The 25,145-nt window shown below is 56.6% G+C and carries 24 protein-coding genes and 1 riboswitch; of the genes, 6 read left to right on the forward strand and 18 right to left on the reverse strand.

Annotated features, from left to right (window positions below; translation table 11 throughout):
* Positions 1-55: 55 nt before the first annotated feature.
* The 5 genes from F0P97_RS11495 to F0P97_RS11515 all read right to left on the reverse strand — a co-directional run bounded on the left by F0P97_RS11495 (position 56) and on the right by F0P97_RS11515 (position 2,853).
* Positions 56-253 (reverse strand): Flp family type IVb pilin, encoded by a 198-nt coding sequence (locus F0P97_RS11495; RefSeq protein ID WP_182286813.1) that lies wholly within the window; start codon positions 251-253, stop codon positions 56-58.
* 48 nt (positions 254-301) lie between these two features.
* On the reverse strand, positions 302-508 hold the full coding sequence (locus F0P97_RS11500) for a Flp family type IVb pilin (RefSeq protein ID WP_182286814.1): 207 nt from the start codon (positions 506-508) through the stop codon (positions 302-304).
* A gap of 139 nt (positions 509-647) precedes the next feature.
* Positions 648-977: a hypothetical protein gene (locus tag F0P97_RS11505; protein ID WP_182286815.1), complete on the reverse strand. Its 330-nt coding sequence runs from the start codon at positions 975-977 to the stop codon at positions 648-650.
* 14 nt (positions 978-991) lie between these two features.
* A complete protein-coding gene (locus F0P97_RS11510) occupies positions 992-2,557 on the reverse strand; it encodes a type II and III secretion system protein family protein (RefSeq protein WP_182286816.1) in 1,566 nt (521 codons plus the stop codon).
* A gap of 65 nt (positions 2,558-2,622) precedes the next feature.
* Positions 2,623-2,853, reverse strand: coding sequence for a hypothetical protein (locus tag F0P97_RS11515; RefSeq protein ID WP_232538208.1), 231 nt, complete (start codon positions 2,851-2,853; stop codon positions 2,623-2,625).
* A gap of 190 nt (positions 2,854-3,043) precedes the next feature.
* Between F0P97_RS11515 and F0P97_RS11520 the strand changes: the two genes are divergently transcribed.
* Positions 3,044-4,318, forward strand: coding sequence for a tyrosine-type recombinase/integrase (locus F0P97_RS11520; protein WP_182286817.1), 1,275 nt, complete (start codon positions 3,044-3,046; stop codon positions 4,316-4,318).
* Positions 4,319-4,817: 499 nt separating this feature from the next.
* Here the strand turns inward: F0P97_RS11520 and F0P97_RS11525 are convergent, their stop codons facing one another.
* Both F0P97_RS11525 and F0P97_RS11530 read right to left on the reverse strand, forming a co-directional pair.
* Positions 4,818-6,578, reverse strand: coding sequence for a UvrD-helicase domain-containing protein (locus F0P97_RS11525; protein ID WP_182286818.1), 1,761 nt, complete (start codon positions 6,576-6,578; stop codon positions 4,818-4,820).
* The gene (locus tag F0P97_RS11530) at positions 6,575-8,395 is read right to left on the reverse strand and encodes an ATP-dependent nuclease (protein ID WP_182286819.1); all 1,821 of its coding nucleotides are present in this window, start codon (positions 8,393-8,395) and stop codon (positions 6,575-6,577) included. The genes F0P97_RS11525 and F0P97_RS11530 overlap by 4 nt, the downstream gene beginning before the upstream one ends.
* A gap of 101 nt (positions 8,396-8,496) precedes the next feature.
* Here F0P97_RS11530 and F0P97_RS11535 point away from each other — a divergent pair, with 101 nt between their 5' ends.
* Positions 8,497-8,769 (forward strand): endonuclease NucS, encoded by a 273-nt coding sequence (locus F0P97_RS11535; RefSeq protein WP_182286820.1) that lies wholly within the window; start codon positions 8,497-8,499, stop codon positions 8,767-8,769.
* A gap of 179 nt (positions 8,770-8,948) precedes the next feature.
* Here F0P97_RS11535 and F0P97_RS11540 read toward each other — a convergent pair whose 3' ends face one another.
* Both F0P97_RS11540 and F0P97_RS11545 read right to left on the reverse strand, forming a co-directional pair.
* Complete coding sequence (locus F0P97_RS11540) at positions 8,949-9,503, reverse strand: DUF3455 domain-containing protein (RefSeq protein ID WP_182286821.1); 555 nt, start codon at positions 9,501-9,503, stop codon at positions 8,949-8,951.
* Between the two features lie 68 nt (positions 9,504-9,571).
* Positions 9,572-10,165 carry a ferritin-like domain-containing protein gene (locus F0P97_RS11545; RefSeq protein WP_182286822.1) on the reverse strand — a complete coding sequence of 198 codons (594 nt, stop codon included), beginning with the start codon at positions 10,163-10,165 and terminating at the stop codon, positions 9,572-9,574.
* A 237-nt stretch (positions 10,166-10,402) separates the two neighbouring features.
* On the opposite strand from F0P97_RS11545, the gene F0P97_RS11550 reads away from it, so the two are divergent.
* Positions 10,403-10,978 carry an RNA polymerase sigma factor gene (locus tag F0P97_RS11550; protein ID WP_182286823.1) on the forward strand — a complete coding sequence of 192 codons (576 nt, stop codon included), beginning with the start codon at positions 10,403-10,405 and terminating at the stop codon, positions 10,976-10,978.
* Positions 10,979-10,996: 18 nt separating this feature from the next.
* Positions 10,997-11,800, forward strand: a complete 804-nt coding sequence (locus F0P97_RS11555; protein WP_182286824.1) for an anti-sigma factor — start codon at positions 10,997-10,999, stop codon at positions 11,798-11,800.
* A gap of 154 nt (positions 11,801-11,954) precedes the next feature.
* On the opposite strand, the gene F0P97_RS11560 is transcribed toward F0P97_RS11555, so the two are convergent.
* The 3 genes from F0P97_RS11560 to F0P97_RS11570 form a co-directional block, all read right to left on the reverse strand.
* Positions 11,955-13,076, reverse strand: a complete 1,122-nt coding sequence (locus F0P97_RS11560; RefSeq protein WP_182286825.1) for a sensor domain-containing diguanylate cyclase — start codon at positions 13,074-13,076, stop codon at positions 11,955-11,957.
* 453 nt (positions 13,077-13,529) lie between these two features.
* Positions 13,530-13,832, reverse strand: coding sequence for an H-NS family nucleoid-associated regulatory protein (locus F0P97_RS11565; RefSeq protein ID WP_182286826.1), 303 nt, complete (start codon positions 13,830-13,832; stop codon positions 13,530-13,532).
* A 107-nt stretch (positions 13,833-13,939) separates the two neighbouring features.
* Positions 13,940-14,185, reverse strand: a complete 246-nt coding sequence (locus F0P97_RS11570; RefSeq protein ID WP_182286827.1) for a helix-turn-helix domain-containing protein — start codon at positions 14,183-14,185, stop codon at positions 13,940-13,942.
* A gap of 370 nt (positions 14,186-14,555) precedes the next feature.
* On the opposite strand from F0P97_RS11570, the gene F0P97_RS11575 reads away from it, so the two are divergent.
* Positions 14,556-15,170: a hypothetical protein gene (locus tag F0P97_RS11575; RefSeq protein ID WP_182286828.1), complete on the forward strand. Its 615-nt coding sequence runs from the start codon at positions 14,556-14,558 to the stop codon at positions 15,168-15,170.
* An 833-nt stretch (positions 15,171-16,003) separates the two neighbouring features.
* Here F0P97_RS11575 and F0P97_RS11580 read toward each other — a convergent pair.
* From F0P97_RS11580 to F0P97_RS11600, 5 genes are all read right to left on the reverse strand, one after another.
* The gene (locus F0P97_RS11580) at positions 16,004-16,696 is read right to left on the reverse strand and encodes a helix-turn-helix domain-containing protein (protein WP_182286829.1); all 693 of its coding nucleotides are present in this window, start codon (positions 16,694-16,696) and stop codon (positions 16,004-16,006) included.
* 294 nt (positions 16,697-16,990) lie between these two features.
* Positions 16,991-18,544: an LA2681 family HEPN domain-containing protein gene (locus F0P97_RS11585; protein WP_182287182.1), complete on the reverse strand. Its 1,554-nt coding sequence runs from the start codon at positions 18,542-18,544 to the stop codon at positions 16,991-16,993.
* Positions 18,545-18,707: 163 nt separating this feature from the next.
* Positions 18,708-20,690 carry a hypothetical protein gene (locus F0P97_RS11590; protein ID WP_182286830.1) on the reverse strand — a complete coding sequence of 661 codons (1,983 nt, stop codon included), beginning with the start codon at positions 20,688-20,690 and terminating at the stop codon, positions 18,708-18,710.
* A gap of 388 nt (positions 20,691-21,078) precedes the next feature.
* Positions 21,079-21,873: a CbtA family protein gene (locus F0P97_RS11595; protein ID WP_182286831.1), complete on the reverse strand. Its 795-nt coding sequence runs from the start codon at positions 21,871-21,873 to the stop codon at positions 21,079-21,081.
* Positions 21,874-21,888: 15 nt separating this feature from the next.
* A complete protein-coding gene (locus tag F0P97_RS11600; protein ID WP_182286832.1) occupies positions 21,889-22,104 on the reverse strand; it encodes a CbtB domain-containing protein in 216 nt (71 codons plus the stop codon).
* 62 nt (positions 22,105-22,166) lie between these two features.
* Positions 22,167-22,318, reverse strand: a riboswitch (cobalamin riboswitch).
* A gap of 36 nt (positions 22,319-22,354) precedes the next feature.
* Between F0P97_RS11600 and F0P97_RS11605 the strand changes: the two genes are divergently transcribed.
* Entirely contained in the window at positions 22,355-22,927 is a 573-nt protein-coding gene (locus tag F0P97_RS11605) for a histidine phosphatase family protein (protein ID WP_182286833.1), read from the forward strand.
* A gap of 49 nt (positions 22,928-22,976) precedes the next feature.
* On the opposite strand, the gene F0P97_RS11610 is transcribed toward F0P97_RS11605, so the two are convergent.
* The gene (locus tag F0P97_RS11610) at positions 22,977-25,142 is read right to left on the reverse strand and encodes a TonB-dependent receptor (RefSeq protein ID WP_182286834.1); all 2,166 of its coding nucleotides are present in this window, start codon (positions 25,140-25,142) and stop codon (positions 22,977-22,979) included.
* Positions 25,143-25,145 lie beyond the last annotated feature (3 nt).

Here is a 25,145-nt window from a genome sequence, read left to right on the forward strand (position 1 = left end):
CAGAGGCGGTCGGCGCCCCAGCAGGACTGCTGCGCCGACCCCTTTGACGTCGCTGCTAGGAGCAGGTGCCCGTCAGGCAGTTCGAGACTCGTGTGATGAAGTCCGCAAACTTGCCGCCAGCCAGACCCTGAATTGCCAGTACCAGTGCGATGGACACCACGGCAATGATCAGCGCGTACTCGACGACCTGAGCACCTTCATCGTCCCTGAGGAAGTGCTGCAAGTGATTGCCCCATTGGGTGACGGAGTGCATGGCTTTCTCCCGTAAAGGTGTATGTCCAGGACGACCGGCGGGACCGGGTCAAGCGCAGGTCGTGCTTGTGAGGCAACTCGAGACGCGGGAGATGAAGCCGCTAAAGCTTGTACCGGTGGTGAGGGCCCGGAGCGCGACGACCAGCGCGATGGAGACCACGGCAATGATCAGTGCGTATTCGACGACTTGCGCACCTTCATCGTCACGAGCAAAAGACAGCAGGGAATGGCCAAATTGTTGAGCGATATGGGACATGATGAACCTCACAATGTTGATGGATTGAATACCGTTTCGAAAGGTCGGCGGCTGTGCCGAGGGCTGGCGTGCAAGGCCGATGTGCGATCAGGGCTCCTTTCGGAATCAATTGGCTGGATGGTGAAAATCTGGCGGCTGCTCAGGGCGTGCCGCCGCTGTTGCCACCGCTGTTGCCGGAGTTGTTGCTGGTCAGCGAGCCGCCAATATTGATGACGTTGATGGCCTGAGGCGGGCTCTTGTAGCTTTGCTCGTATCTCTCCATGCTGTGGCGCGTGGCGCGACCATCCATGCCGGTGGCGCCATCCACGCCGACTCCGGCCGCCTTGCCCGCTTGCGGGTCTATGGTCATCTGCAGGCGGGCGGTGCGCACGGCTTCGCCAAAGCGGGCGTCGTAGTTGGGGGTTGTGCTGCCGCAGCCCGCCAGCAGGGCGGCGAGGGCCACGGAAAATAGGATGCTGCGTTCGGTCATGGCTTGACTCCGGTTCAGGTGGGCGGATTCAGGGGGGCGGGACGGTCGACCGGGGGCTCGACCGGTGCCGGTGGTTGCAGCTCCTGGGGTGCTGCGGTTGGTGCTGGCATCGGTGTGGCTGCGTCGGCAGGCATGGCAGGTGCAGGTGCTGTCTTATCTGCAGGCGCGGGCTTGGAGCTCTCCAGTGCACCGTTGAGGTAGCGCTCGGCGCGTGAGGGTGGTACATGGTTGTCGGTGGGCACTCTGGGGGCTTCGGCCAGGGCCTGTACCAGGCGCGGAGTGATGATGAACATCAGCTCGGTCTGATCGGTCTGGAACTCGGTGCTGCGGGCCAGCGCGCCGAGAATCGGTATTTCCCCCAGCCCCGGAAAGCGTTTGACGGCCTCGGTGATATTGTTTTTGATGAGGCCGGCAATGACCAGGCTTTGCCCGTCATTGAGCTGCACCGTGGTGTCCGCGCGCCTTACCGTGAGCGAGGGGATCACGGAGGTGACGCCATTGATGGAGGTGAAGGGCGAGCCGGTCTGCGACAGATCCGAGACCTCGGACACCAGCTTGAGGTTGACGCGCGAGTTGCCGAGCACGGTCGGTGTGAACTTGACCCCGATGCCGAATTCCTTTTCCTCCAGCGACATCACCGGTACACCGTTGGTATTGGTCTGCGCCACAGGAATGAAGATCTTGCCGCCCGAAAGAAAGCTGGCCTGCTGGCCACTGATGGCCATGATGTTGGGCTCGGCCAGGATGCGCACCAGGCCGTCATCCTTCTGCCCATCGATGCTGATCGAGCCTTTGCCGATGCGCAAGGCGCTCAACACGCCACTGCCGCCGCTCAGGAAGTTGGAGAGGATGCTGTAGCTGTTCTGGCCATTGCTGGCGATGCGCTGGCCACTGAGGCTGGAGCCCAGCTTGTCGAGCAAGGTCTTGCTGACCTCGGCAATCTTGACTTCCAGCATCACCTGGTGAGGCGAGGTGGTGCGCAGCAGATTGACGATCTTCTTGCTGTCGCTGTAGGCGCCGGCGAGCGTCACCACATCGTCCAGGCGCAGCGGATTGCTGATCTCTCCGCTGAGGACCAGGGCATTGTCGGCCCCCTGGACGCGAATGCTGCGCTCCTCCGGCATGAGCTCGCTGAGCTTGGCCTGCAGCGGACCCGGGTCCATGGTGACGATCACGTCCTTGATGAAGCAGGCTCCCTGGGCGTTCTGCAGGATGACGTTCATGGAGCCGGACTTGCGGCCGCGAAAGAACAGATCCCTGGGGCTGAGCAGCTGCACTTCGATATCGCCCATGCCGTTCTGCACCTGCATCTGCGGCTGTCCGTTGGCGGCCATGGGGGCTGACTGGCCGGCTCCCGGTGTCTGGCCGCTGACCAGGATGCGCGCCATGGGCGAGTTCAGCGGAATGACCACGGATTTACCCAGCGTGACCGTGGTCGGGTCCTCTGTGTGAATGGCCGTGCAATTCCTGGCTGGCAGGGTGGTGCGGGGAGCTGCGGGAGCGGCCGCAGCCACAGGGCCGGGCTGGGCAGGCGTGCCCGCAGACTGGGCCAGCACAGGTGCTGAGCTGGCGAGCAGCATGCTAGCTGCCAGATATAGGTGATGGTGTTGCACGGCCGACCTCTCTGAGTGGTTACGGTAGAAGATCAGAAGCAGTTGAGAGTTCGAGCGCCGCCCTGGATCACTTCGACACAGGTGGCTGTCGAAGCCTGGGGAGCGGGCCTGGCTCGCTGCATCACGGGTTTGGCGGGTGCTGCGACCTTGACGGGGGCAGGCACAGGCTCAGGTGTTCCAAACAGCTGGTGCTTGGTGATGCCGACGGTGCTGGTCGGGTCCTTGTCGATCTGGTTGCGCAGCACCAGTGAAAGATTGCCCACGCTGCGTGCAAGATCGAGCTTTAATCTCGAACCTTTTCAAAAACGTAAACAGTGCTGGCCGACGAAGGGTTCAAGCTCCACTCTCTCCTCTGGAGCGCTGCTTTTTGAGATGCCTAGGCCTTGTTTACTTTTTTTTGTGAGAAGCTACGGAGAGAAATTTATCGTCCAAGCTTTGAAAAGAGTAAACAGATTGAGCACTTATCAACTTCGCACTTTGGAGATGGAGTCAGGCGAGCGTTTGCGGCTGCTTTTTTCTGCTACATCATCCGAGCCTCTGTACGACGCACTGATGTTCAATTTATTCATGCTGCGAGCGAGAGGCCTTGCTCACAGAACGGTGGATCAGGCACTTAGGAGCGTGATGCTCTTGCTGACCGTTTTCGACAAGTGTGAGGTCGACTTGGAGCGCTGTCTTAGAGAGCGTGTGTCGCTGAAGGACTATGAGCTGGAAGCTGTATTTGATGCCTGTTCCTATGAACTATCAGAGATTCAAAAGTGGCAATCTTTGAAATTAGTTGCTGGTGCAAAAAGCATAGTCAGAATAAGCGAGCATGCGCGTATGCGGTCAGGAATCAAGCCGTTGAAGCAAGTTCAAGAGCAGACGAGAACAATTCGACTTCTGTACATACGTAAGTATCTCGAGTGGTTGGTAGAAACAAAGCAATTTGAATTCCCAATTGATAGCGTTGAGTACCACCATCTACTTACTCAGAAAAATGTAATCAAGAAGTTTTTCAGCGAAAGGACTCCCTCCACCAGGAGCCGTAACACCTTAGACCAGCGCAGTGGCCTCGAGCCCAGCGTCAGGGCTCGTTTGTTGGAGGTCATTGAAATTGACCATCCTGAGAACCCGTGGGGTCGCTGTGTTCGTGAACGCAACAGGCTTATTGTGCTTTGGTTCTACCACACTGGCGTACGCAGAGCTGAGCTTCTGGGCGTGAAGGTTGCGGACATCAATTTTCAGCAGGCTGAGGTCCTGATAGCCAGGCGCCCAATTGACGTTGAAGACTCTCGACGCGATAAGCCTGATGCCAAGACTAGGGATCGTGTATTGCCGATTGCGAGAACGCTAGCGAAGGATACGCACGACTACGTTGTGAAGGCTCGGCGCCGAACGGGCCGAGCTCGCAGTCATCCATTCCTGCTTGTCGCAACCGGCTCAGGGAGTCCGTTGACGCTCTCAGCAGTGAATGCGGTTTTCGCAGCCCTGAGACGAAAGGTACCGGGAATCCCCGATGACTTCTGCCCACATGTACTTCGGCACACCTGGAACGACCGATTCTCTGAACTTTCGGACAAGGAGCGTTTTGAACCTGCTGAGGAGAAAAAAATACGCTCGAATTTGATGGGGTGGTCAGAGACCTCAAGCACTGCCGAAACCTACACACGCCGTCACGTGAGGCGCAAGGCACGCAAGGCTAGCTTGGCAATGCAAGATGGTGCTTTTGGTGATATCGAGATTTGAGCTAACGCTCCCATTCAGCTTAGTTTGAATTCGTGCCGTAGTCCCATGTCAGTTACACCATGACTGCACGGGTGGAGCATATGACAAGCGGTTATCACATCCAGGCTTTGGCTCTCCGCAGGCTCTATGGAGCTTTGATTGGGGTTCAAGCTTGATGATCTGCGTATTGACCATCTGTGCAGGTTGCGGCTGATGAAGCTGCTGGTCGTGACCGGCTGAGTTCGGCCAGAAGCAGCTGTGCACCGTGCGATCACGAACGGATGGTACAGGCTGGGCACGGGCGTTCGCCGTTCTAAAGCGAATGTCAGCAGCAGCTGGAACCGGTCTTTGACCTTTCTCGTGCGAAGTGATTCCTCTCGTCACCGACAACTCTCAGTCGGAATCTGTAGCCGGCCCGGTCGGCTAAAGAGGGAATGACCTTGGTCTTCGTGCAAAACTCCGTCACCAATCGTCCTTCATCATAACGCCACGCGCCAGTCCGACTGACGAGGAGTTTTCATTAGAGCTTGTGCCCCTTGAGCAGGGGGCATTGCGGCCAAAGCGGATCGAGGATGAGCGTGTGGACTTTTGCTCGCGTGATGCCGACGCGAAGCACACGTCGGCTTTTGGGATACGGAGCCGCGTCGCCTCGCCAAACGAAAGATGACTCGACGGCGGGGCCGGTCCGACGAGCTTCGCGGACGAGGATTACTCCGTCGAACTGCTTGCCCTTGGCCTTGTGGAAATTCATAACTTGCAAGCCCATCTGCGGCTCCGCGCCGTCGAGAATTTGCTCCTGTGCGAGAGCCAAGTCGAGGGCGGTGCGGGCGTTGGTGTAGGCGCCGTCGCGAAGCCATTCACTAGAGAGGGCAGCCGAGATGCGATGTCCTCGACGGAACGCTACCAAGAAGTCTAACTGCGCAGCGACCCGGGTGAGTTCGCCTTGATTGGTCGCCCACAGCTTATGTTTGACCGTGAGCCAGTCCTCGGCGGGATCGCCGCTGAAATCGTTGACTGCCAAGCCTGAGATCAGGCCGCGCAGCGCGTTGGCGATATTGATGTTCAGGGCCTTGCCACCCTTGATTTTGTTGGCCTGCTCCAAGAGTTTGGCGACTTCCTTCCGGCCCTGTCCCGTCGCGCGCCTCGCGGCGGCGATCATTTCCATGCTGGTGGCGACATTGGCCTCCAGTTGGGCGTGGTCCTTGGGTTCCAGCAGAAAGGCCGCGAAACGGGCTGACAGCAGCGCTTCGGCCTCGTCGAACAGCAGCTTGTGCCGAACCGGCTTCCCAACATTGGCCCCCAACGCATTGAGGGCGTTGGACATCTTCAAAGCACTGCGGTTGTTGGTGACCAGTATCGCGATCGTCTCCACCTTTTTGTCGCTCTGAGCACGAATTGATTTCAAGAGTTCTCCGAGGGCTCGGCGCAGGAGATGATTCCAGTTCGGCGGTGGCTTCTCAGGGCGGTAGGCAAGGGAGGATACGCCCTTATAGGGCGCGCTGCGTGGCTTGGCTGTCAGGATGTCATTGCCGAACGCCAAGATTTCGGAGCCCGCGCTGCGGTGGTTCTGCGTCCCAAGGTCGATCTCGTGCGGCTTCAGCGCCTCCCGGATGGCGATTACGCGCTCCGGGCCGACGCCAGGCAGGTAGTCGAAGATTTGCTGCTCGAGGTCTGCTAGGCACAGCACCTGCGTGTGTGGCGCGAGCATCTGGATGCAATGCCACGCGTATTGGCCGGTGTCCTGGGCCTCGTCCACGATGATGATGGGATGCCGATGGGCGATCGACGCCAAAAGATACGAGCTGCGAGCCAACAGAGCTGTCGCATTGGCCGCGAACAGATCGAACGCGATCCGCCCTTCTTCGCGAAACAGCCGCTCACGCTCGACGAGCCACTCGTCCCAGCCATCGTCTTCGTCGCCTAGGCCGCCCGACAGGGCCTTCTCGTCGTGTGGTAACAAGATTGAGAGCCTATGCGGTGCCCCAAGCAGGTAGGCGTGGGCTTTGAGGATGTCCCAGAAGAACGAATGGAACGTCTGAATGGAGAGTTGCTCCTGTTCGGCTTTGGTGGATTCAAGCTTGGCGGCATCCAAGATGCGCGCCACTGCCGCCCGCGAGAAGCTCAGGAACAAGGCCGACTGACCCGGAAGCATGCCGTCGCGAATCCGTTTGACCGCCTTGCGCAGCGCGAGCGTCGTCTTGCCGCTGCCGGGGCCGCCGATGACCAAGGCATGGCCTTCGCAAGCCATGACGCTTTCACGCAGCTTGCACGGCTCGTTCATGGAGCGGCAGCAGCGGCGGCTGGTTCGGGTGGTGCTCCATCGCCGTCGTCGATCGGTGGTGGAGGTGGGAACAGTGCGAACACTGACGCCAGAAACTTCGTCACCGTGACCGGCAGCTCGTGGAGCTCGCACTCCTCGAACAGGCGCGCTGACCAGCCGGCGCCCTTGTTGCCGCCGAGGGCTTCTTTGGCGATGGCCTTGACCGCGTCGTCGTTCGGGCGCGCATCGGGGATGGCGACGTTGCCGTTCTCATCATTGGCTTTTAGGCCCGACAGGAAGGACCACAGCCGATCCACGGGCACCTCCGCCACGACGAGGTCTTCGAAGCCCTTGTAGGCGTGCTCGACATTGATTTCGAAGTTGTCCGCCAGAGCCTGCGCCTGCTCGGCCTTGCGCTTCTTTTTGTAGTCAAGGTCGTAGAAGGCGAAGGTACGTAGCCCCAGCGTCTTGAAGAACTTTCCGAACTTTGGCATGTTCGACTCGCCATCAGCGTCGAAGAAGGCCACGCCCGCGATGTCCAGCGGCTGCAAGTTGGCATCGTTCTCTTCCATGCGCCGTGCGACGACGGGCATCGCATGCAACTCGGTAACGCCTTCGACGACGATGGCTGCTCGTCCCAGCATGCATTCAGACAGCCCAGAGCGAGAGAAGCGCTTGTAGTCGTTGTCTTTGAGGCCGGTGGCGTCGGAGACCTTTCGCGCCGTGACCACCCCGGCATTGCGAGCCAGCAGCAGTGTCTTGGATGGCTCGAACTTCTCGATCACGAATGGCGAGTGGGAGGTCACGAAGGCCTGCGTCGTCTTGGTCAGCAGATATTGGGCGATGCGTCGCTGGGTATGCGGCGGCACCGCGATCTCGGGCTCCTCCATGGCGAAGATGACCGTGTCGGGCTTGAGGTCGGCGATGAAGGAGAGCAGTGCGAGCACCAGTGTGTTGATGGTGCCCGTGCCGGCGTGGGGAAATGGGACGTGTCCTTGGTCCTCCGACAGTGCCAAGAAGAACGTCATCGTCTTGCGCAGATGCTCACGCGTCAGCTCCGAGACATGCAGCTTGGTGGCGTTGCCGGGCGACTCCAATGCGATGTAGCGGGCCAGCCGCCTCTCCACGGATCGCAGAACCGGCGCGATCTCGGCTGCGTCGGCTTCGATGTCGAGTCCACGCAGGCGCTCGATGGTCTTCTCCCACAGGCTGGTGCGCACGCCCTTGGTCCGCAGGATGATGTCGAGAAGCGACCCACGCTCCAAGCTCAGCGCCCGCGAGCCGGTCCGAAGCGCCCGCAGGTAGAGGAAACCAAACAGCCGCTTGATCGGCCTGGGAAGCTTGGTCAACTCCCCGGCGGGAGCGTCGGGACTATGGGAGAAGTAGGTGCGTGCCTCGAACTCGTCTTCCTCAGGGTTGTATTGGCCGATGGTCTCGATCCGAAGGCAGGGGACGACATGAGGCGGATTGGCGGCGTCGGCCTCACCCGGCCCGAGCAGTCTTTGCTCGGCCACATGCCAAAACTCGATGTTGCCGCCGCACTTGGCCCCGATCTCGGCGCCGGGTTCAATGAGGACCGCCTCGATCCGAAGTGGAGTCGGCACCCGCTCCGCGTCTTCTTCTGCGGCAGGGGCCAAGTATTCAGCGTTGTAGAAGTCGAACTCATCGACCGGGGGGAAGCGGTTGAGCCGGTCGGGGCCCAGGACCAGGTCGAGGGCTTCGCAGAGCGTGCTCTTGCCAACATTGTTGGAGCCCACTATCAGGGTGTGTCCGTCGAACAGCAGCTCCGCCGACTTGATGCCGCGAAAGTTCGAGATGGTCAGCCTGACAACCTTCATGTCTTCTCCCGTATTGGCGTAAGACTTAGTTTGGTGGTGTTGTGGTCATCATAAAGAGGCGCGCATGGCCCGTATGCTCAAGCCAGCCTGGAGCGGCCGCTTTGTGGCAGTCAGCGTCAGTTGATCTCGCAGCAACCACTGCTCAGCATTCGCAGGTCATCATCGAATTGAAAGCAGGCGAAGCGAAGGACTCGTCAATCGGACAAATTGCGCGCTACATCGGCTGGTATGCGCAAAAAGAAGGCAGACCGCCAAGAGCAATTTTGGTCGCATCGGGTTTTGCTGAGCCGGTAAGGTGGGCGGCCAAGGCGATTCCGGGACTGAAACTAGTGACGTATGGAGTGAACTTCGTGTTCGAAGAGGCGACAGTATAAAAATGGGGACGGTGTACCTCGGTCACCAGACCAGGCCACTGACGTACTTTGCATTGGACGGCCATTAGCGGACAGCCATATGCTAGGACAGCGTGTTGCACTTGAGTGGTATCGAGTGATCGATATAAAAAAGCGCACCTTCCAATCGCTGACAGTAAGGTGCGCTCCTAGTCTTAACATCAGACCGCTTTCCAAAAAATATAATCGGCCTGATATTGCACGATCTGCTTGCTGCCCAGATTCGCGGCTCCGCAGGCCATGCTCGGCGCGACGCCCCCCTTGGTTGCCACGCGCTGGATATAGGTCACCCCCTGCATAGCTCCCATGCCGGTGGCAGGATTGGCTTTGACCAGTTGCAGGGGGATATTGCCCGCTCCGGCGGGAGCCACGGCAAGCTGCGTGGCTGTGACCTTGGAGCCGTTATTATTCTCCCAAGTTGCTGGCGGCCCCCAGTATTTGTCGATAACCGAGCCGCTTCGCGTTTGCAGCTTTGCGTCTGGACCGACAAACACCCATTCATATTCGGCCGCCATATCTTTTTTGGTCCGGCATTCATAGGTGATCTGGCCGACACCCACGGTTTCCATCGCTACTTTGTGTCCCGCAGGCACTTGCACGGACGCAGGCAACTCGGCTTGTGAAAACATGGAATGAGAGCCCATGGATGAGCAGGCGCTCAGGCCGAGCGTGGATAGGCACAAAACGGTCAGCGAAAGTGTGTGTCGATGCGTCATGATGACTCCCTCAAATAAGATGAAAGATGCACCGGGCCTGACTGCCCGGTACCCGGGGTTTCGCCAGGTCAGCCACCAAAAGACAGGGCATTGCTTGGCAAGGGGCGGCCGAGAGCCGAGATCAGGGCCGTGTAGTGCATGGTTTCATCGGCGGCCAAGCGTCCTGCGACCTTGGCCAGGTCACGGTTTTCGAAAGCGGGAATGACGCCCAGGTAGGCATTGGTCGCGCCAAGTTCCAGTCTGGCAGCCAGATTGAGAACATCGGCCTGACTCTTGAGCGTTGCGGCCTTGAGAGATTCGGCATAGGCCTGCATCGAGGCTTCGGCCACTGGCTTTCCGCCCATCTTCTGGATGGTGGCAATCAAGGCGTCACGGTGGGCCTTGTGGTGGCTCTGGAACAGCAGGGCCACATCCATAACGGGCTTTTGCAGCAGGCCACTGCCGGCGCCTAGTTGGTAGGCGTTGATAGCCTCATGCTCCAGTCCCAGTGCCACATTGAGGATGGAGACATCCTTGGCTGGATCATTTCCCATGCCTTGGGCCAGGGCCTCGTTGCCTGCCAGCATTGCGACCGCCACGGCTGACAAAGTGCCGGTAGTGCCGAGAAATCCGCGACGCGAGGCCATGGGCGAGGAATGGCCTTCAAACAGATGGATGCTCATGATGACTCCTGGTTGACTGTGGGGATATGTCTATCGGCTTTGATGTCCGACGCTTGGAATACGCAGCCTTTTGCACCGTGGATTCAAGTTTCTGAAAACTTTTTTCAGATTTTTCGTGCACTTTCCACATCCACCACGCGAGATGCTGCGTATAGGTGATTACCAGGAACTGCAACATGCCTTGGCAGTTATCCAACAGAGACGCATGCAGGAGGTCCTACTCATCACAATGGCTGCATGAGAGCCAATACACCGGACAAAGAACTGATGGACTTAATCGACCGCGTAGCAGCCCGGGATGAGGTTGCTCTCAAGCTTCTGTATGACCAGACCGCCTCGCGGCTGTATGGTCTGGCTTTGCGCATACTCGGCAACAAGGAGTGGGCCGAGGACGTGCTGCAAGAGAGCATTCTGGGTATTTGGCGCAGTGCTGGGACTTACCGGGACTCGCTCAGCCCGCCCCTGGCCTGGATGGGCATGCTGGTGCGCAGCCGGGCCCTGGATTTTTTGCGCCGACGCAGAGCCGAGCGCCTGCATCTCAATTTACCGATTGAGGACTTTGAGCAGTTGCCGCAGGGCGAGGACGCACAAGGGCCCATGCAATTGGTGGAGGCCAGCGAACAGGCTGTGGTCTTGCACCAGTGTCTGGAAAAGCTGGAGCAGCCACAGCGCCAGGTTGTGAGTCTGGCCTATCTGAACGATCTAAGTCATAGCGAACTGGCCAGCAGCCTGAAGCTGCCGTTGGGCACGGTCAAGACTTGGATGCGCCGTAGCCTGGAGCAGTTGCGCAAGTGCATGGCGCGCCACGTCTGAGTGCCAGGAGTCCACATCATGAATCTGAGCCAAAACCCTGAATTACTTGACCGCTTGGCTGCCTCCTATTCACTGGGTACCTTGCACGGAGGTGCACGCCGTCGCTTTGAGCAACTGGCACGCGAATATCCCCAGGTGCGCGCGGCAGCCTTGCTGTGGCAAGGCCGATGGTCGGCCTTCTCCGAAGTGCAGACTCCGGTGCAGCCCGATGCGGTGGTCTGGACACGCATTGCCAACCTGCTGCAAGCCGAAAATGCCGGCATCAGGCTGGCTCGCCAACGTGAGGCTGCTGAGTCAAAGCGACCGACGCGATCACTCGCATGGTGGCGTGGACTGGCAATGGCAGGCGGTTTGGCCACGGTGGCGGCTATCTCGGTAGGGCTTTGGTCGCATCAAGGGCTCAGGGATACCTCGCAGCAGAAACTGTCTGCGTTACAGACTCAACTCCAGATGGCGCAGGCTGAATTGCAGGCGGCCCCCCAAATTCAATATGTGGCAGTGCTGGCCGATGGCAAGGCCGATGCGTCCATGCTGGTGACCTTCGATCCCCGGCACCAGCAACTGGTGTTGCAGCGCGTGAGCGGCTTCAAGGAGGCCGACAACAAGTCTCTGCAATTGTGGGCCTTGCCTCAACAGGGCGCTCCACGATCCCTGGGGGTCATGGGGGATGGAAAACTTGACCAGCTCACGGCACAAGAGACTGATGTGAAAGCAGTTCCGGCCCTGGCTATTAGCCTGGAGCCCAAAGGCGGTGTACCCAGCTCGATGGGGCCAACTGGCCCGGTGTTATTCAAGGGTGCACTCATTCGCAGGGACCTTTGACTCGGGCCTTCGCAAACACGCAAACAATCTCTACCAAGGCAGTGCAAAGCTGTTGAATCTCAATGGCTGCTCTGGGTCGTTCAGCGAAGGTTATCTACCGACCAGTAGCAGTCCATGAGATCCTTGGTTTTGTATTCCGAATGGATCGCCAGGACTACTGACACGCCACAGCCTGTGGAGCTTGGGCACAGCAGCTGTGCACTTGGTTACGGCCGTTTGATTTAGCGTGATACATGGCCGCATCGGCCTGTGTCAATAGAGTGGATATATCGGCGCAGGCCGAGTCCGCTTCGGCTACCCCGACGCTGATGGTGACTTGCAGTGTGGTGTCATTGACGGGCTCCTCAATAGCTTGGACGGCAAGTCTGATCTTTTCTGCGATCTGTGTAGCCTCTTGCATATTCGTGCCAGCGAGCAGTACCCCGAACTCCTCCCCTCCAAGTCGACCGCACAGGTCCGCCTCGCGGAGCGTCGACTTGATCTGCCGCACCACGGCTTGCAGCACCTTATCTCCCGCTGCGTGACCATGGGTATCGTTGATCTGTTTGAAGTGGTCAATGTCCAACAACAGCGCACACAGAGGGACTCCGTAGCGCCGGGTATAGGCGAACATGGTGTCGGCCTGTTCATTGAAAGCGCGACGGTTGTTCACTCCTGTCAAATCGTCCGTACGGGCTGCGTTGCTGGCGATGCTGTGTTGGATCTCCAACTCATGGTGCAACCGCAGAAGTGACTGCAACGCGCCCGACAGCTCCCGAGTTGCGCGCACGACGAAGGCGCAAAACGCCAGCGACGCCAAGGCCAGCAGGCGCTGTTCAGTGCTAGGTTGGATGAGCAGCCACAGTGTGGAGGGAAGTAGCACCAGACCGACGGCAGTCAGCGCCATGTAGCGATAGGCCGAGTAGGCAGAAATTGCACTCCCCGCCATTCCGACCGCAAAAAAGAGCGTGATGACCTGCGACAACAGGTTGTTGCTGGACGTGAGCAGAAAAGCACCGACTCCCCAAGCTCTGGATGTGAATACCAGAGTTACCCAATACACGCCTTCCCAGCGAGCAAACGTAAGATGGTTGGCGAGGCGGTGGTTGTAAACCCGGAACAGAGCCAAGCGAGCGATGGCGGCCAGACAAAGCGTGATAAGCCACGGTGCGATGACGTTGCGGTTGCCCAAATCCAACTGCAACCAAGACAGCGCCAGTGCCCCGCCGACGCTACCGTATGGAGCCGGCAAGGACTGACGGAACAGAAGCTGCAACTGGTCAGTGCGCACCTGCATGGCAACTGACCCAATGGCGGGGAGCTCTGGTGCTGGCAAGCGTGGCATGGTCGATGCTGAGGACTGTGCAGGGGATTTTGTTACATCATACTGACGCATGATGAGTCAGTCAGTATTTGAAATACAGCAGCTTTTTAATTGCCAAATATCCGAATAGTAGATTCTGGGTCGCTGCTTCATTGGCAACACTACTGTCGCCTATGCGGTGGTTAGTGTGTTGCAACGACCAGTTGAAGCTGCCGCCGTTTGCTGCCGTCGGCCAGTGCAAGCAGACCAGCCATCTCGTATCGGAATGATGGTCAATTAACGCCCGCGCCCGCATGATCTATGTGGCAAGCACGTTCCGTAGACCTCCAAACTCAACTCCTGAAGCTTGGTCAGCAAGAGGATTTGAACAGCTATGCTGGAACAAAAAAAGCGGCCTATACAGGCCGCTTTTTTGTTCCTTGGGGATCATTGGATCTCAAACTCAGAGCGATCCTTGTCTTTGATCCATGTTGGAGGCTTGCCTCGTCCAGTCCATGTCTGGCCAGTAGCAGGATCCCGATATTTTGGGGTAACGGCTGTTCGTGTTCCAGCGCGCCGTTGCTTCGCTTGAGGGTACACATCGTCCTGGGTTAGACCGTACGTCGCGATCAAGCTGCGAACCTCTCGAACTGCATTGGCTAGCTCCGACTTTCGGGCAGCAGCAATCTGCTGCTCCAGGGCTTCTCTTTGTGCAAGCAATTCTTTGTACGAACCCGTATGTGTCGTCATTGTGATTTCCTGTTTAGTTACTTTGTGGCGCTCTCTGATTGACCTACAAAGCTTGATTCTGAGGCATGTGGCACGTCTGTTGCACCCTCGCGGGTACCTCATTGGTACTAGGTACTGGGAACAGAAACGAGGAGCTCTGATGGATCCACACCGAGCCCACCCGCTAGACGCTGGAGGTTGTCGATTGTGATGTTCGTAGCGGCCCGTTCGACTTGACTAATGTAGGTCCTATGGAAGCCGCACTCAGCGCTTAGCAATTCCTGCGAGATGCCCTTTCCTGTGCGCAGCCTACGGACATGCTCCGCCAGCCGTTTGCGCAAGTACGGGTCTATTTCATTGCTATCAATTTCCATAGCACCGAGCGTCTCGCAATGGGATTTCCTCGTCTACCTCGTATACGTATACTGTCTAAACATCTACTGTTTATACATATACAATCCGCTTGCTTAAAGCATCTAACTGGCCTTGTTCCCGGGTGCCTTGCTATGGCTGGGATGTGCTGATCTGTTCTTACTTTTAAGAATGTGATCATGCAAGAGCCTTCGACTCGAGGTGTTCGCCATAGCTTCTAGCTTTCGAAATGGTTGGAGGGAAATGAGAGACCTCAATTTTTTGAGACTGATCGCAGTTGTAGGGGTTGCGGCTGTAGTCGGTGGATGTGGGACGACTTCGGCGTCACCAGCTAAGTCGGTGTCTGACTTAGACACTAAACATCCAAGGAAAGTGACGCTGCATACTCAGAACTCTCTGAAGAGCTCCTTTGGTGCAGGAAAAGCATTTGTCTTGATCCGCCAAGGAAGCGCTAGCGAGCTATGGGAGATCGTGAGTGTGACTACCAAACCGCCACGGGTAGGGACTGGTCAGGAAGTGTTTCTTGTCTCAGATGACCTGAAGAACTGGGAGACGACGATTCCGCGATTCCAGGACTGTTCCAAGTCCAAGTCAGCGTATTCCGTGTGTTCTAGTTCTCTGGCACACAAGGACTGGCTTGGTTACGCAAACTACAACGCTGAAGCAGTCGTCAACGCTGTGAATTCGATCTCTCAGGACCAAGCTAAAGCATGGATGCAAAGCTACCTTGAAGCTGAGGATGCAGCTGCGCTAGCCGCGTTCCAGCAAAAAAGAAAAGAGCAGGCTGAGTGCTACGCAAGCCACGAAGAGGATTTGCGCGATGTTGAGTCAGCAGGTGGGAAAGCCATGGCATTGGCCATTGCAGGTAAACCATTGAAGCCAGAGGATTTGGCCGCAATTCGTCGGGCCCAGCAGCGCATGTCTGCAAGTAGCGTTTGTGGTTACAACATTCAGCCGCCGAAGATGCGCGCAGCTTTAGTCAGATAGGAGTTAGCAATGGGACGTCTATATGATGAACTGACAAAGCTGGAGCGTTTGTATCCAGATAAACCTGAGAGCACACTTCCTCCACGGCTCTCAGAGGTACCCGAATTAGCACTTGCATACCGTGAACTTGAAAAGCTCGCTCGAGGCGATGGTGACATCGGGGCCGAGTACTGGGGCCGTGTAATCAGGTTGCTTGAATGGGCAGAAGCTGCACATCAAAACGCTTCTAGAGAAGGATAGATCTACAAAAACGTTTGCGGAAAATGCTCTTTTATGTCTTTTTTCGCAAATATTTTTGCTAGAGAATTGGCTGTTGAGTGGCTAGATCTTCGGTTGCAGGCGATCTGATCGGATTGGCGTAGGCAAGACACCCTGTCATCACGTGGCAGGCTTCAATGATGGCCCGGGCCTGGGAAGTCGTTTGCTGGTTTTTCCGCCTTGTTTGCGTCCAACGGCGGCTGCGAACCTTATTGCCGCTGTTACTGAGAGGACGCAGGCGTCAAGCATCCATGTGCCAGTTGGTGGGTGACAACACCAACACGACCTAGAGTGCGGGTGCTGGTCTTTATTAAACATCACTCTGGTCACCGGCAGCAATCGAACAGCTACAGTCAATCGAGCTGTCACTGGCAATATCCTCTGTGCAGCGGTTGCAGTCTGTCATGCCTGCATCGCGACTGACCAGTCACTGCTGCATAGTGGCCACACGCAGAGCTCGATAGTCCTTGAAGCTTCGCAATCTAGGAAAACTGGGAGCTTCATGATGAGTTTGAAGTGTGCAGTAGCCTGATTCTGGTGTACGGTTTAGGCATCTGATTGCCACCATGGCGTTACTAACCAAATTGCACTTTCTTGGTCACCACAAGCTGCTCAGGTTCCTCTCCGCAAGGGAAAACGATCAAGTAGACAACTGACACCGGAACACCATCTGTGGCACCTTTGGTGAGAAGTTGTGTTTGACGGGTAGCACTAGTGAGCACGAAACCCAGGTCAGCCAGTTCCGCGATCATCTGTTCGAGCTCCTCATAGACTCCCAGCTTGTCCATTGCCGAATACAGCTCGTCGCAATCGGCATACTCTCGGCAGAAGTCCGTGAGACGTGCAAATGCCTGTGCCGCTTCAGGTGGCAAGTCCACTGACGCATGAAACATGTTGGCGGAAGCCTGCTCCATCAGATATCCCAATTGCCTTCCGGTCTTGATGCGCTCAGCATTGAGAGTCAAGTGCTCCTTATCGAAGCGCGTCTTTTGCTCAGCAAGCTGTTCTGGCGTAGGAATTAAGTGTGGCTTGTTCAGTGCGTCGATGTCCTCGAAGCCAAGGGCACTGGCAAGTGCGCGACGGGTATCCAGTGACGACGGCAGTCCTTCCTCAACTCGCTGCACAGTCCGGGTGCTTAGTTTGGAGATTTCTGCCAGCAGTTCCTGAGACCATCCTTTGGCGTCTCGAAGAGTCCGAACCAAGAGCGCCAATTCTTCAGGCGTGAGGGTCCGCGGTTGAACAGGGGTTTTGGCAGTATTGGTTTGCATATCGAGTACCGTCTTTTGAAGATGGCGTCAGTTTCTCGTTCGCGAGGACGCGGGACCACGACAGGGACACGACAGCTAGCCGACAGGCCCATTTGCCACTATTGAAGAAGCAGGAGCGCTGTTAAATTGAGAGCGGATCCTGGTCAACCCACTTCCTTATACCTATCGCATCAACTGCGTCCTCTGCGTGTGGGGATAGCCATCCGGAGAACTGTTTCCTAGCTGTCCATTCGAACAAGTGACAGCGGTGAAAGCAACTGCTGTCTCACCATAAAGAAAAAGACAAGAACGGCCTTAGGATTCGTCGTCGCGTCCACGAATCCAATCGTGGTCGGGAACGACGAGTGATCCAACAAAGCCGGCTGTTCGCTGTGCCAAACTTTGTTCGTGTTGCGAAATCGAAAGCGCAAGCATTTGGATGGCGGATCTGGCAACACGCAAAGCGCGCAAGGCCTCTTGGGTGAATGGCTCCCGTCGATGATGTTCAACTTCAGGAGCCTGTCTGCTTTGCGCTGGATTGCCAAGGTCATGCAGCACCACGAATCGGTGTGTGCCCGCGTTGCGGAGGTCTTTCTGAGAGCGCAAGATTCCCGCGCTGCTGTCATAGTCCTCAGCAAGCTCAACAAGACCATATAGGGCACTAGCGCCTCCAAGAATCGCCTGCTCCACCTTTTGGTTGAGTGGGCGCTTGCCAGTCGCCTTGTCAGGGCCTCCTCGCCACAGCTTGCCAAAGTACACCTTATCTGGCGGTAGTCCAAACTCGAAGTAATGATTCGCCACTACTGCGATCTTGTCGAGCAGGTCAAGAGCCGTCCTGTGTGCCAAGATGAGTGCAGACACATCTGGACCATAGTCAGCGTAGTCAAGAGTGTCCCCAAACCGGCCTGTTGCAGGCCACACGCTTTCATCTTTAGACCTCCATAACAAGTCGCGAGCTAGGATGAAATCGCTCTTCAGCATGTTGAACATTGCGAACACCGGTGGGGGCATCCCTGCTGCACCGGACTCTCGCTCCAGAATACCAGGGAGCATGAGCCAGTCCAGCTTGCCCATGCTGGGGTCGATGAGCTCCACGACTGGCGCAAGCGTCAGACGCTCACGTTCGACCCAGTTGAGGAAGTGATCTTTATGTGACGATCGCTGCGGCGGATCTCCCAACTCGCTTGCGAACGCTGCGATCTGCTCTGCGGCCTGTACGCCGGCATATTGGATGACACGTTCCCTATGCTGAACCGCAATCTTGGCTAGCATGATCGCCTCGATGCGCGTCAGTTCTGAGCAGCCGCCGCGCTCATAAAGCCAAAGCAGATTGCGGGCTGCGGAACTTGCTGCTACTCCATTCTCTGGATCAATTTCTAGCGCGGCAAGCCATCCATCTTGCGCTTCGCCAAGCCGATAGCTGCTGCTGAACTGGTTGGCAAGGTTCGTCCAAGATTGTGTTCGCAGCGTTGAATCGGCCTCCATATCCTGCGCGACCTTCCAGAAGCATCGTCTTGCTTCTGCGCGACGCTCTCTGGTTGACTCCTGATGGCTCAACCAATTTTCATTGGTAGGTGGGAAGCCTATCGCGGCAACCAGCGCATTGGCCAAGTTATAGGTTACGTCTGCAATTGGAAATGAGCTATGAAGTTCACGAAGCAGCGCAAGGCCTTCTTCAATCGCATCCTGCTGCTGAGTCAACGCACCGCCATCGACTAGGATCGCCGCACGCAGCCCCATCAGGTTGAATCGTTCATCTGTATTGAGATTGATCTCTCGGGCCTGGTTCACCGCCTCGAAAGGATTGCTGTTCAGCAAGGCATTCAGATGAGCGGCACGAGCATAGAACAGGTCTAGTGCTGATGACATAAAGATCTCCAGGGCGCGCTTTACGGCAGGGCGTGGTTTCTTGTGAGGTAATTGAATTTCGCACTCAAGGCTCTCGATGTCGAAGAATTCCACTTCGGCATTCGCGCTCAATACATCATGGATCGTCTTGAAGGCCCGGTCTGATTCACAGACGACTATTGGATTACTTACTTAAGCCATAGCCGTTGGTAAGACGCGGTGCCATTGGGGGAAAAAGCACACCAAGCACGGCGTCATAGAGTGCTGGACGCAGATGAGTCTTGTCACTAGCATTTACCTTGTCGATGATGCCTTGCCGCCAGTTAGCGTACCGCTGTTTTTGTTCTTCAGTGAACTTGGCTTCTAGTTCGTAGGCCTTGACAGCTATGGGATACAGCGTGTGCCATTGTTGATCGTCAATCCCGCATTGCATAATGGCATTGAGGACTTGGTATCCGGTATTGAACGCATAGCCGATCCCGCGGTTGTGCTTTATCGACAAAAGCCTTGGAATGATGCGCGCTTCATCCACCATTTCCGAGTCGGAACCACCTGGGTAGCCATGCATGGCAAGAGCCTCTGAAGCTTCCTTGAGTTGCTGCCATGGCATGCTGTCTTTGCCCAGCAGCACAGGCTTTGGCTTATCTCCTTTATGTGCCCGTCTGGCCTTCTCGATGCGAGTATTGGTCTCATAAAACTCTTTCGCAGCTGCCAGATAGATGGTCGCCCACTCCGAGGCTGTAGCAGCGAGAAACCGAGGACGCCGCAGCTCCGTCAGACGCTCCTGAAAGTGGAGCGCAGCTGGATGTTCGCTCAGCTCCGAGTCGATGACCCGGCGACGGAATCGCCAGATAGGGTGGTGAACCCAGCGTTTACCGATGGTTTCGTTCACAACTAGGTTACGTAGACCTTCTCGGGTCACTTGGCCGCCCAGAGAGCTTATGTCAATTTCTAGCGTGGGCAGATCAAGTTCTTGAATGCGACGTAGCTTTACCTGGTCAATGCCGTGGGTCACCGTGATTTCGATCAGCAAGGTCTGGGGCCAGCGATAGCTGCTGTACGTGTCTTCAATCAACTCCTGGAAGTCGCCATCCAGATAGATTTCGGTCCCCCCGTAGATATAGGATTGAGGCGCACTGAGGGTACAAATGACGTCTGGGACAATGCTGCCCTGCCGTTGCTCTAACTGTGACGTTGCCAACGATAGCGTTTGGGATGCACTCATCCAAAGAATGCGCAGTGTGCAATCCTCCCAAACATCGCTGAATTCGTCAGCGGTAGAGCGGACCACTTCAACCTCAAGTCCTGGCGTCGCAATCTGTGATGTTTGTCCCAGAATTGACTTGACCTCGCTATGCAGCAGCGTCTCCCTGCGCCACTTCTGAGCAATGGAGGGGTCAACGTTGGAGGGAAGGTCCCGGCGGAACAGTTCTTCTTCAGCATCCTCCCAGGCATCCATTGCATCCTGTGCGGCTTGGCGGGCATGTGCAACCGCAGTTGTCTGTAATGCCTGGTCATTCCAATGTGCACACCAGCGGATATCGGGAAGCAAGCGCAGCCGCGCGCGGATCTCCTCAGGAGACATCATCGCAATCGAGAGATCGGAAAGGGACAGCGTGACGATGGCTCTTCCGTGACCATCGCTGCCGGCATCGCGATGTCCGGTCAGATCAACCAAAAGCTCACGCCCATCATCCAACGTCAACAGCGCCGTGGCGTGGTCATGAAATACAGCGCCGCTGATCGAGAGGCGCTGCTCGGGAGCTTCTGCCCACCCTTCATAGCCTTCGCCGCTGAAGCCGGTTGCGTTGGCTGACATCCGGCGCCTGGGCAGATCAATGAAGCCTCGCTCTTGTAAGTGACGAATCGCTGCAAGGCGAGCGGCAATGAGGGTGCAGTCATCCTTGAGGGCCCCCTTGGGGTGGCGGAAATGTGCCGTGGGTTTTTTGCTCAGAGGTTGGCCTGCTAACACTGGCGTTAGTGATAGATCGCAGGCAGGACATTTGCATCTAGCGTTTCCGTCGATGACTTCGGCATCGTGGATGTAACGTGGCTCGCCAGTGCGCGAATCATGTGCCCATTTCAGGGGTACGGAGTCAGTGTTGAGAGAGGCGCGCACTGACGCTGCGTGGGAGTTCACCTGCCAGATACTCGAATCTTGCGTCATTGGGATCTCCTAGTTGTGGGAAATTGATCCTTGCCTCACTTGTTGATGCTGGCCGTACGGCTCGCGGCGAATGCGCAGAAGGAAGCTCGGGATGTGTGTTCGCCACCGATGCTACAGATATTGACTGCTCTGCATTTAATCCTGATTGTCCCCCCGCCACCCGGGATTTGCCGCTCGCACTGACGGATTAAACCAATCGCGTCGCAATGTCTAATATCGACACCAGCAGTCATTGACCAAGCCAAGTTTGATGAGACTTTCAGCCTTGATCAGGCTCTCACGGCGACGCGCCGGACGACTGCTTCAGCCGGTATATGACCGTTGCAGAACGACCCATTGCAGACTTTTGATTCGCAGCGAGAAGCGCCTTTCTATACTTGGTGCTTTTTCACTTTGAATGAAACGCGTCATTCGCTCGTGAAGGATTTAGCTCCAATTTTTTCTCTGCGAGCCACCCGAACGTCAGCCCCAAACTCGCCCAGATCAATGCTTGCAAGCCCAGTGCTGCAACTCTGAAATCCCACAGCAAGGAGGCGGGGAAATCAACGGGAACCTCATTGATGGTTGGCAGTATCTGAAGACAGGTCGTAGTCAACACCAAGAAGAGGCAAGCGCGCAAAATCACAGCCTCCCATGAACCAAACCGTTGCGGCAATTTGCGCCCCGCATAAAGCGCTATGACCAACGCAGCCACACAAATGGCAATGGAGCCGAAAAACAATGCTGTGCGCAATTCGATCGTTCCACCTTGCCCAACCGAAGGTGGATTGGGTGGATATTTGATATAGGGGATCAACGCAATGCAGGTGAAGCCCAGCACGGCGAGGCTGGCAGATAGTGCCCTAGCGGAAAGTCGGCTCCAGCGGCCGTAAGCCATGGAGAAAACGATTGCAAATATCCCGCCTAGAGCCGATGTGAAAACGACGATGGCAACAAACAGACCAATGCCTGATTGCGTGTCTCTGCTCACCAGTTCTTCAGGCAAATAAGGGCGATGACTGTGCTCTTGCGTCTGTGCAGGACTATGGTGCGAAGAGGCATGGTCTTCATGACTAGCACCGGATGCCTCCAGCGCAATTGCTTGTTCAATCGATGACTCACCTACCAATTTTGCAAACGAGAAAGCCAACAGGCCCGCGACCAAGCCCGCGATCATGCCGCGCAGCAGTAGTTGTCTAATCATAGGAGCCCTCGGCTGTCAGTGGCAGGGGAAGCCTAGCAAGTGGCGGCCATCGTGCACAAATTCGTGCACGTACATACTGTTGAAGACGGCCAGCGCACCTTCTTCAATGCCGACAAAGTAAATGGCCAGCATGAAAAAAAGGCCCGCAAAAATGATCCAGGGCAACTGGTCACGGATAGGAAAAGAAATCGGTTGGACAACCGATGGCAGGGCAGAAACAGATGGCTGCATAAGAACTCCAGGAATACGCGTCCTAGGTAAGTCAGCGCAGGCTTGCAGCATTGCACTGACCCAGTGGGGTAGTTTCTCTTGGCAAAGGTCTGACTCGATGAAAGCAAAGCCCAAGAGCTTTCATTCACGTTACAGTGGCGCGACCGTGCTGGGTTTACACCAGCTTCTTTGACAAGAAAGTTCGCAAGATTCTACCGCCGCCTCATCCAAAGTATCGAAGATTCGCTGAGTTCAGTAGGAGCGCAAAAGCATGAGAACGATGCTCACACTGTTATGTGCACAGGTGCCTCCTGCATTGCGTGCAGGACACTTTCCTGATGACGATGGGCTCGATACGACTCAGCTTGCTGATGCTTCACTGAACTTATCTGGCCCGGAGCGGCATTCCGCGCGTGTCATTTGCAGTTCGTCTCGGGCCGCACAGCAAACAGCTCAAGCAATGGGCATCAATGACTATCAACTGGAGCCTGCCTTGAAGGAGGTGGACTATGGCCTCTGGTCTGGCGTCAGCCTCAAAGATATCGAACCTCAGTTGCTGGGGACTTGGCTGCGGGATCCATCCATGAGTCCTCCGAATGGGGAGTCGCTGGATATGGTGTGCCGCAGAACAAGAAGCTGGTTTGAAGCATCTCAACACCAGCAGGGCATGTCGTTGGTGTTCACACATGCCAATGTCATTAAGGCCCTGGTGTTGAGTGTGCTGGGTGCACCGATGACTGCAATGTTCCACCTGGATATCGCACCACTGAGTCTGACCAGACTCACCTGCCATCAAGGAAGATGGCAGGTTCAGTGCCTAGGCGTTCCTCTGAAGCATCAATAGTCGCAGGCCTGAGCAGATTTTGGATGAGCAGGCCCACTGCTCTTGCTTATCAGAAGGTAGTGCGGAACGTCACTCGCACGGCCCGAGGCTCACCTGGATGGACGATACGACCATCAACTGCGGTGGCCTCATTGGGCAAACGTGATCCGTAATAGTATTGAATGTCGTCAAACTTCTTGTTGAAGAGGTTGAACACATCCAGCGTCAGGCTCGCATCACGTCCCAGAATATCTTTCAAGCTGCGAGTCAGGCGCCAGTTGACCGTTGATACTGGTTTGGAGCGCACGGTGTTGTCTTCCACCAGCGCACTGCTACCCAGGTAGCGCCACTGAAGGCTGGTGGTCCATGGGCCCAAGTCACGCCAGGTTGCGGCGACAGAGGACACCACATCCACCGCGTTGGGGATGCGGTCGCCGTTGGTGAAACGTGCCTTGGACAGAGCCAGGTCGGCATCCAGCAAAAAATGCTTCCCAGGCGTCCAGCGGTTATTGATTTCCACACCGTGACGCCGGCTGGCAAGGCTGGCTTCAGTGGTTCCGGCATCACCAACATAGATCAGCTCTGACTTGGAGCGGAGATGCCAGTACGAAATCGATGTTTGCAGGTCGGTAATGGCCTCCGTGCGTGCACCGATTTCCCAGCCGCGAGAAGGAGCAATTCCGGGAGACGGCTCCACAGGCTCACCGCTGCGCGGGTCGATGCGGCTCATCACGCCTCGCGCATCGTTGCTATGAAAGCCTTTACCCGCATTCAGAAAGAATTCCGTGTTCTGCCAGGGGCCCGCAACAAACGTCAGTTTGGGCGAGATCCGGCTTGCATTAGCCTTGCCTGAGTTCAAGGGTTGGCCGAGGCTGTTGACATCAAAGCGGTAGCTGTCCCCGCGTAGGCCCACAACACTGCGCAACCATGAGGTGAGTTGCACTTCTGACTGCGCATACAGACCCACATGAGTTTGCTTGACCTGATCGGCTCTGACCGTGGAGAGAATCTTGCGGGCCTCCGTGTCGTAGAAGGCCACGTTGATATTGTCGTGGCGCAGTTGCAGTCCAATCTGACTGCGCGCATCCAGGCCTGCCAGCTTATGGTTCCAGGCCCTTGAAATGGCTGCACCGAAGACATTTCGATTGTCCTTCTGAGAGAACTGGTCTCCGGTATCTGGGCGCTCCAGTGCATAGGTGAAGTTGGAGAACAGTTGCAACGCATAGTGCATCGCATAAGCGGAAACTTTTGTCTCGCCCGAGTTGTCGCGCTGATGCCATTCCCCCGACAAACTGTAGCGCGACGTCTTGCCGCCATCGGTGGGGTCGATGGAGTCAAATCGGCCGAAGGGCCTGCCCTGATAACGGCCTGCATCAATGAGTCGCTGCGGCACCTGGTCTGTCGATGTCCAGCTGGCGTCGTAGGCCATCACGCTCAGTGATCCGCCTTGTGCCTGAGTTCCCTTTGTCAGGCGCAGTACCGCATTTTTGCGTTGCAGATTTTCGGGCACGGACCATGGGCCATCATTGCCCATCCACTCAACAGCAGTGAGCAACGTCAGATCATCACCCAGCTCTTTTGACCCGCCGGCGAGGCCGCGCAGATATCCATTGCCGCCAGCTGTGAACTGTATGAATGGTGCATCCAGACGCCGCTTGTAGCTGATGTCTGCCGCTCCTGCGGAAGCAAAGTCGCCTTTTGTCGCAAAGTACGGGCCTTTGCTGTATTCGATACGGTCGACGAGCTCCGGAACCAGAAAGTTCATATCGGAATAGCCCTGCCCATGTCCATGCGTTGGCATATTCACCGGCATGCCATCGACGCTGGTCGCAAAGTCGGTTCCGTGATCGAGATTGAAGCCGCGCAGAAAATACTGATTGGCTTTGCCATCTCCCGAATGCTGGGTGACGATGACCCCAGGCACGAACTCCAGCACTTCGCCGGGGCGCAGCGCCGGGCGGCTTTCCAGCAGCTCGGAGCGGATGACACCTTGCGATGCCGCATCACTCATTCCAACTGCGTTGTCATAGTGACGGCTGGTGACGGAGACCTCCCCAAGTGTTGCGGCTTCCGGGGCTGTATCAGCAACAGGCTCGTTGCTGCGGCTGCCATTTTCTGCCTGAGCAATGTGTATTGATGTAGGGAGCCCTGTCGTTTTTGACTGGGCAAGCACGTTGAAGGGGACCAGGGCGGGGAGCAGACTCAGAGCGCTGGCGTGAACGATTTTTGATTTCATGGA

This window comes from Comamonas testosteroni (assembly GCF_014076415.1).
In the GTDB taxonomy this organism is placed as follows: domain Bacteria; phylum Pseudomonadota; class Gammaproteobacteria; order Burkholderiales; family Burkholderiaceae_C; genus Comamonas; species Comamonas testosteroni_F.

Bases quoted from the DNA above. Each gene is read 5' to 3' on its own strand.
- F0P97_RS11495 (WP_182286813.1), bottom strand. From the start codon at position 253: ATGCACTCCGTCACCCAATGGGGCAATCACTTGCAGCACTTCCTCAGG.
- F0P97_RS11500 (WP_182286814.1), bottom strand. From the start codon at position 508: ATGTCCCATATCGCTCAACAATTTGGCCATTCCCTGCTGTCTTTTGCT.
- F0P97_RS11505 (WP_182286815.1), bottom strand. From the start codon at position 977: ATGACCGAACGCAGCATCCTATTTTCCGTGGCCCTCGCCGCCCTGCTG.
- F0P97_RS11510 (WP_182286816.1), bottom strand. From the start codon at position 2,557: ATGCTGCTCGCCAGCTCAGCACCTGTGCTGGCCCAGTCTGCGGGCACG.
- F0P97_RS11525 (WP_182286818.1), bottom strand. From the start codon at position 6,578: ATGAACGAGCCGTGCAAGCTGCGTGAAAGCGTCATGGCTTGCGAAGGC.
- F0P97_RS11530 (WP_182286819.1), bottom strand. From the start codon at position 8,395: ATGAAGGTTGTCAGGCTGACCATCTCGAACTTTCGCGGCATCAAGTCG.
- F0P97_RS11540 (WP_182286821.1), bottom strand. From the start codon at position 9,503: ATGACGCATCGACACACACTTTCGCTGACCGTTTTGTGCCTATCCACG.
- F0P97_RS11545 (WP_182286822.1), bottom strand. From the start codon at position 10,165: ATGAGCATCCATCTGTTTGAAGGCCATTCCTCGCCCATGGCCTCGCGT.
- F0P97_RS11550 (WP_182286823.1), top strand. From the start codon at position 10,403: ATGAGAGCCAATACACCGGACAAAGAACTGATGGACTTAATCGACCGC.
- F0P97_RS11555 (WP_182286824.1), top strand. From the start codon at position 10,997: ATGAATCTGAGCCAAAACCCTGAATTACTTGACCGCTTGGCTGCCTCC.
- F0P97_RS11560 (WP_182286825.1), bottom strand. From the start codon at position 13,076: ATGCAGGTGCGCACTGACCAGTTGCAGCTTCTGTTCCGTCAGTCCTTG.
- F0P97_RS11565 (WP_182286826.1), bottom strand. From the start codon at position 13,832: ATGACGACACATACGGGTTCGTACAAAGAATTGCTTGCACAAAGAGAA.
- F0P97_RS11570 (WP_182286827.1), bottom strand. From the start codon at position 14,185: ATGGAAATTGATAGCAATGAAATAGACCCGTACTTGCGCAAACGGCTG.
- F0P97_RS11580 (WP_182286829.1), bottom strand. From the start codon at position 16,696: ATGCAAACCAATACTGCCAAAACCCCTGTTCAACCGCGGACCCTCACG.
- F0P97_RS11585 (WP_182287182.1), bottom strand. From the start codon at position 18,544: ATGTCATCAGCACTAGACCTGTTCTATGCTCGTGCCGCTCATCTGAAT.
- F0P97_RS11590 (WP_182286830.1), bottom strand. From the start codon at position 20,690: ATGACGCAAGATTCGAGTATCTGGCAGGTGAACTCCCACGCAGCGTCA.
- F0P97_RS11595 (WP_182286831.1), bottom strand. From the start codon at position 21,873: ATGATTAGACAACTACTGCTGCGCGGCATGATCGCGGGCTTGGTCGCG.
- F0P97_RS11600 (WP_182286832.1), bottom strand. From the start codon at position 22,104: ATGCAGCCATCTGTTTCTGCCCTGCCATCGGTTGTCCAACCGATTTCT.
- F0P97_RS11605 (WP_182286833.1), top strand. From the start codon at position 22,355: ATGAGAACGATGCTCACACTGTTATGTGCACAGGTGCCTCCTGCATTG.
- F0P97_RS11610 (WP_182286834.1), bottom strand. From the start codon at position 25,142: ATGAAATCAAAAATCGTTCACGCCAGCGCTCTGAGTCTGCTCCCCGCC.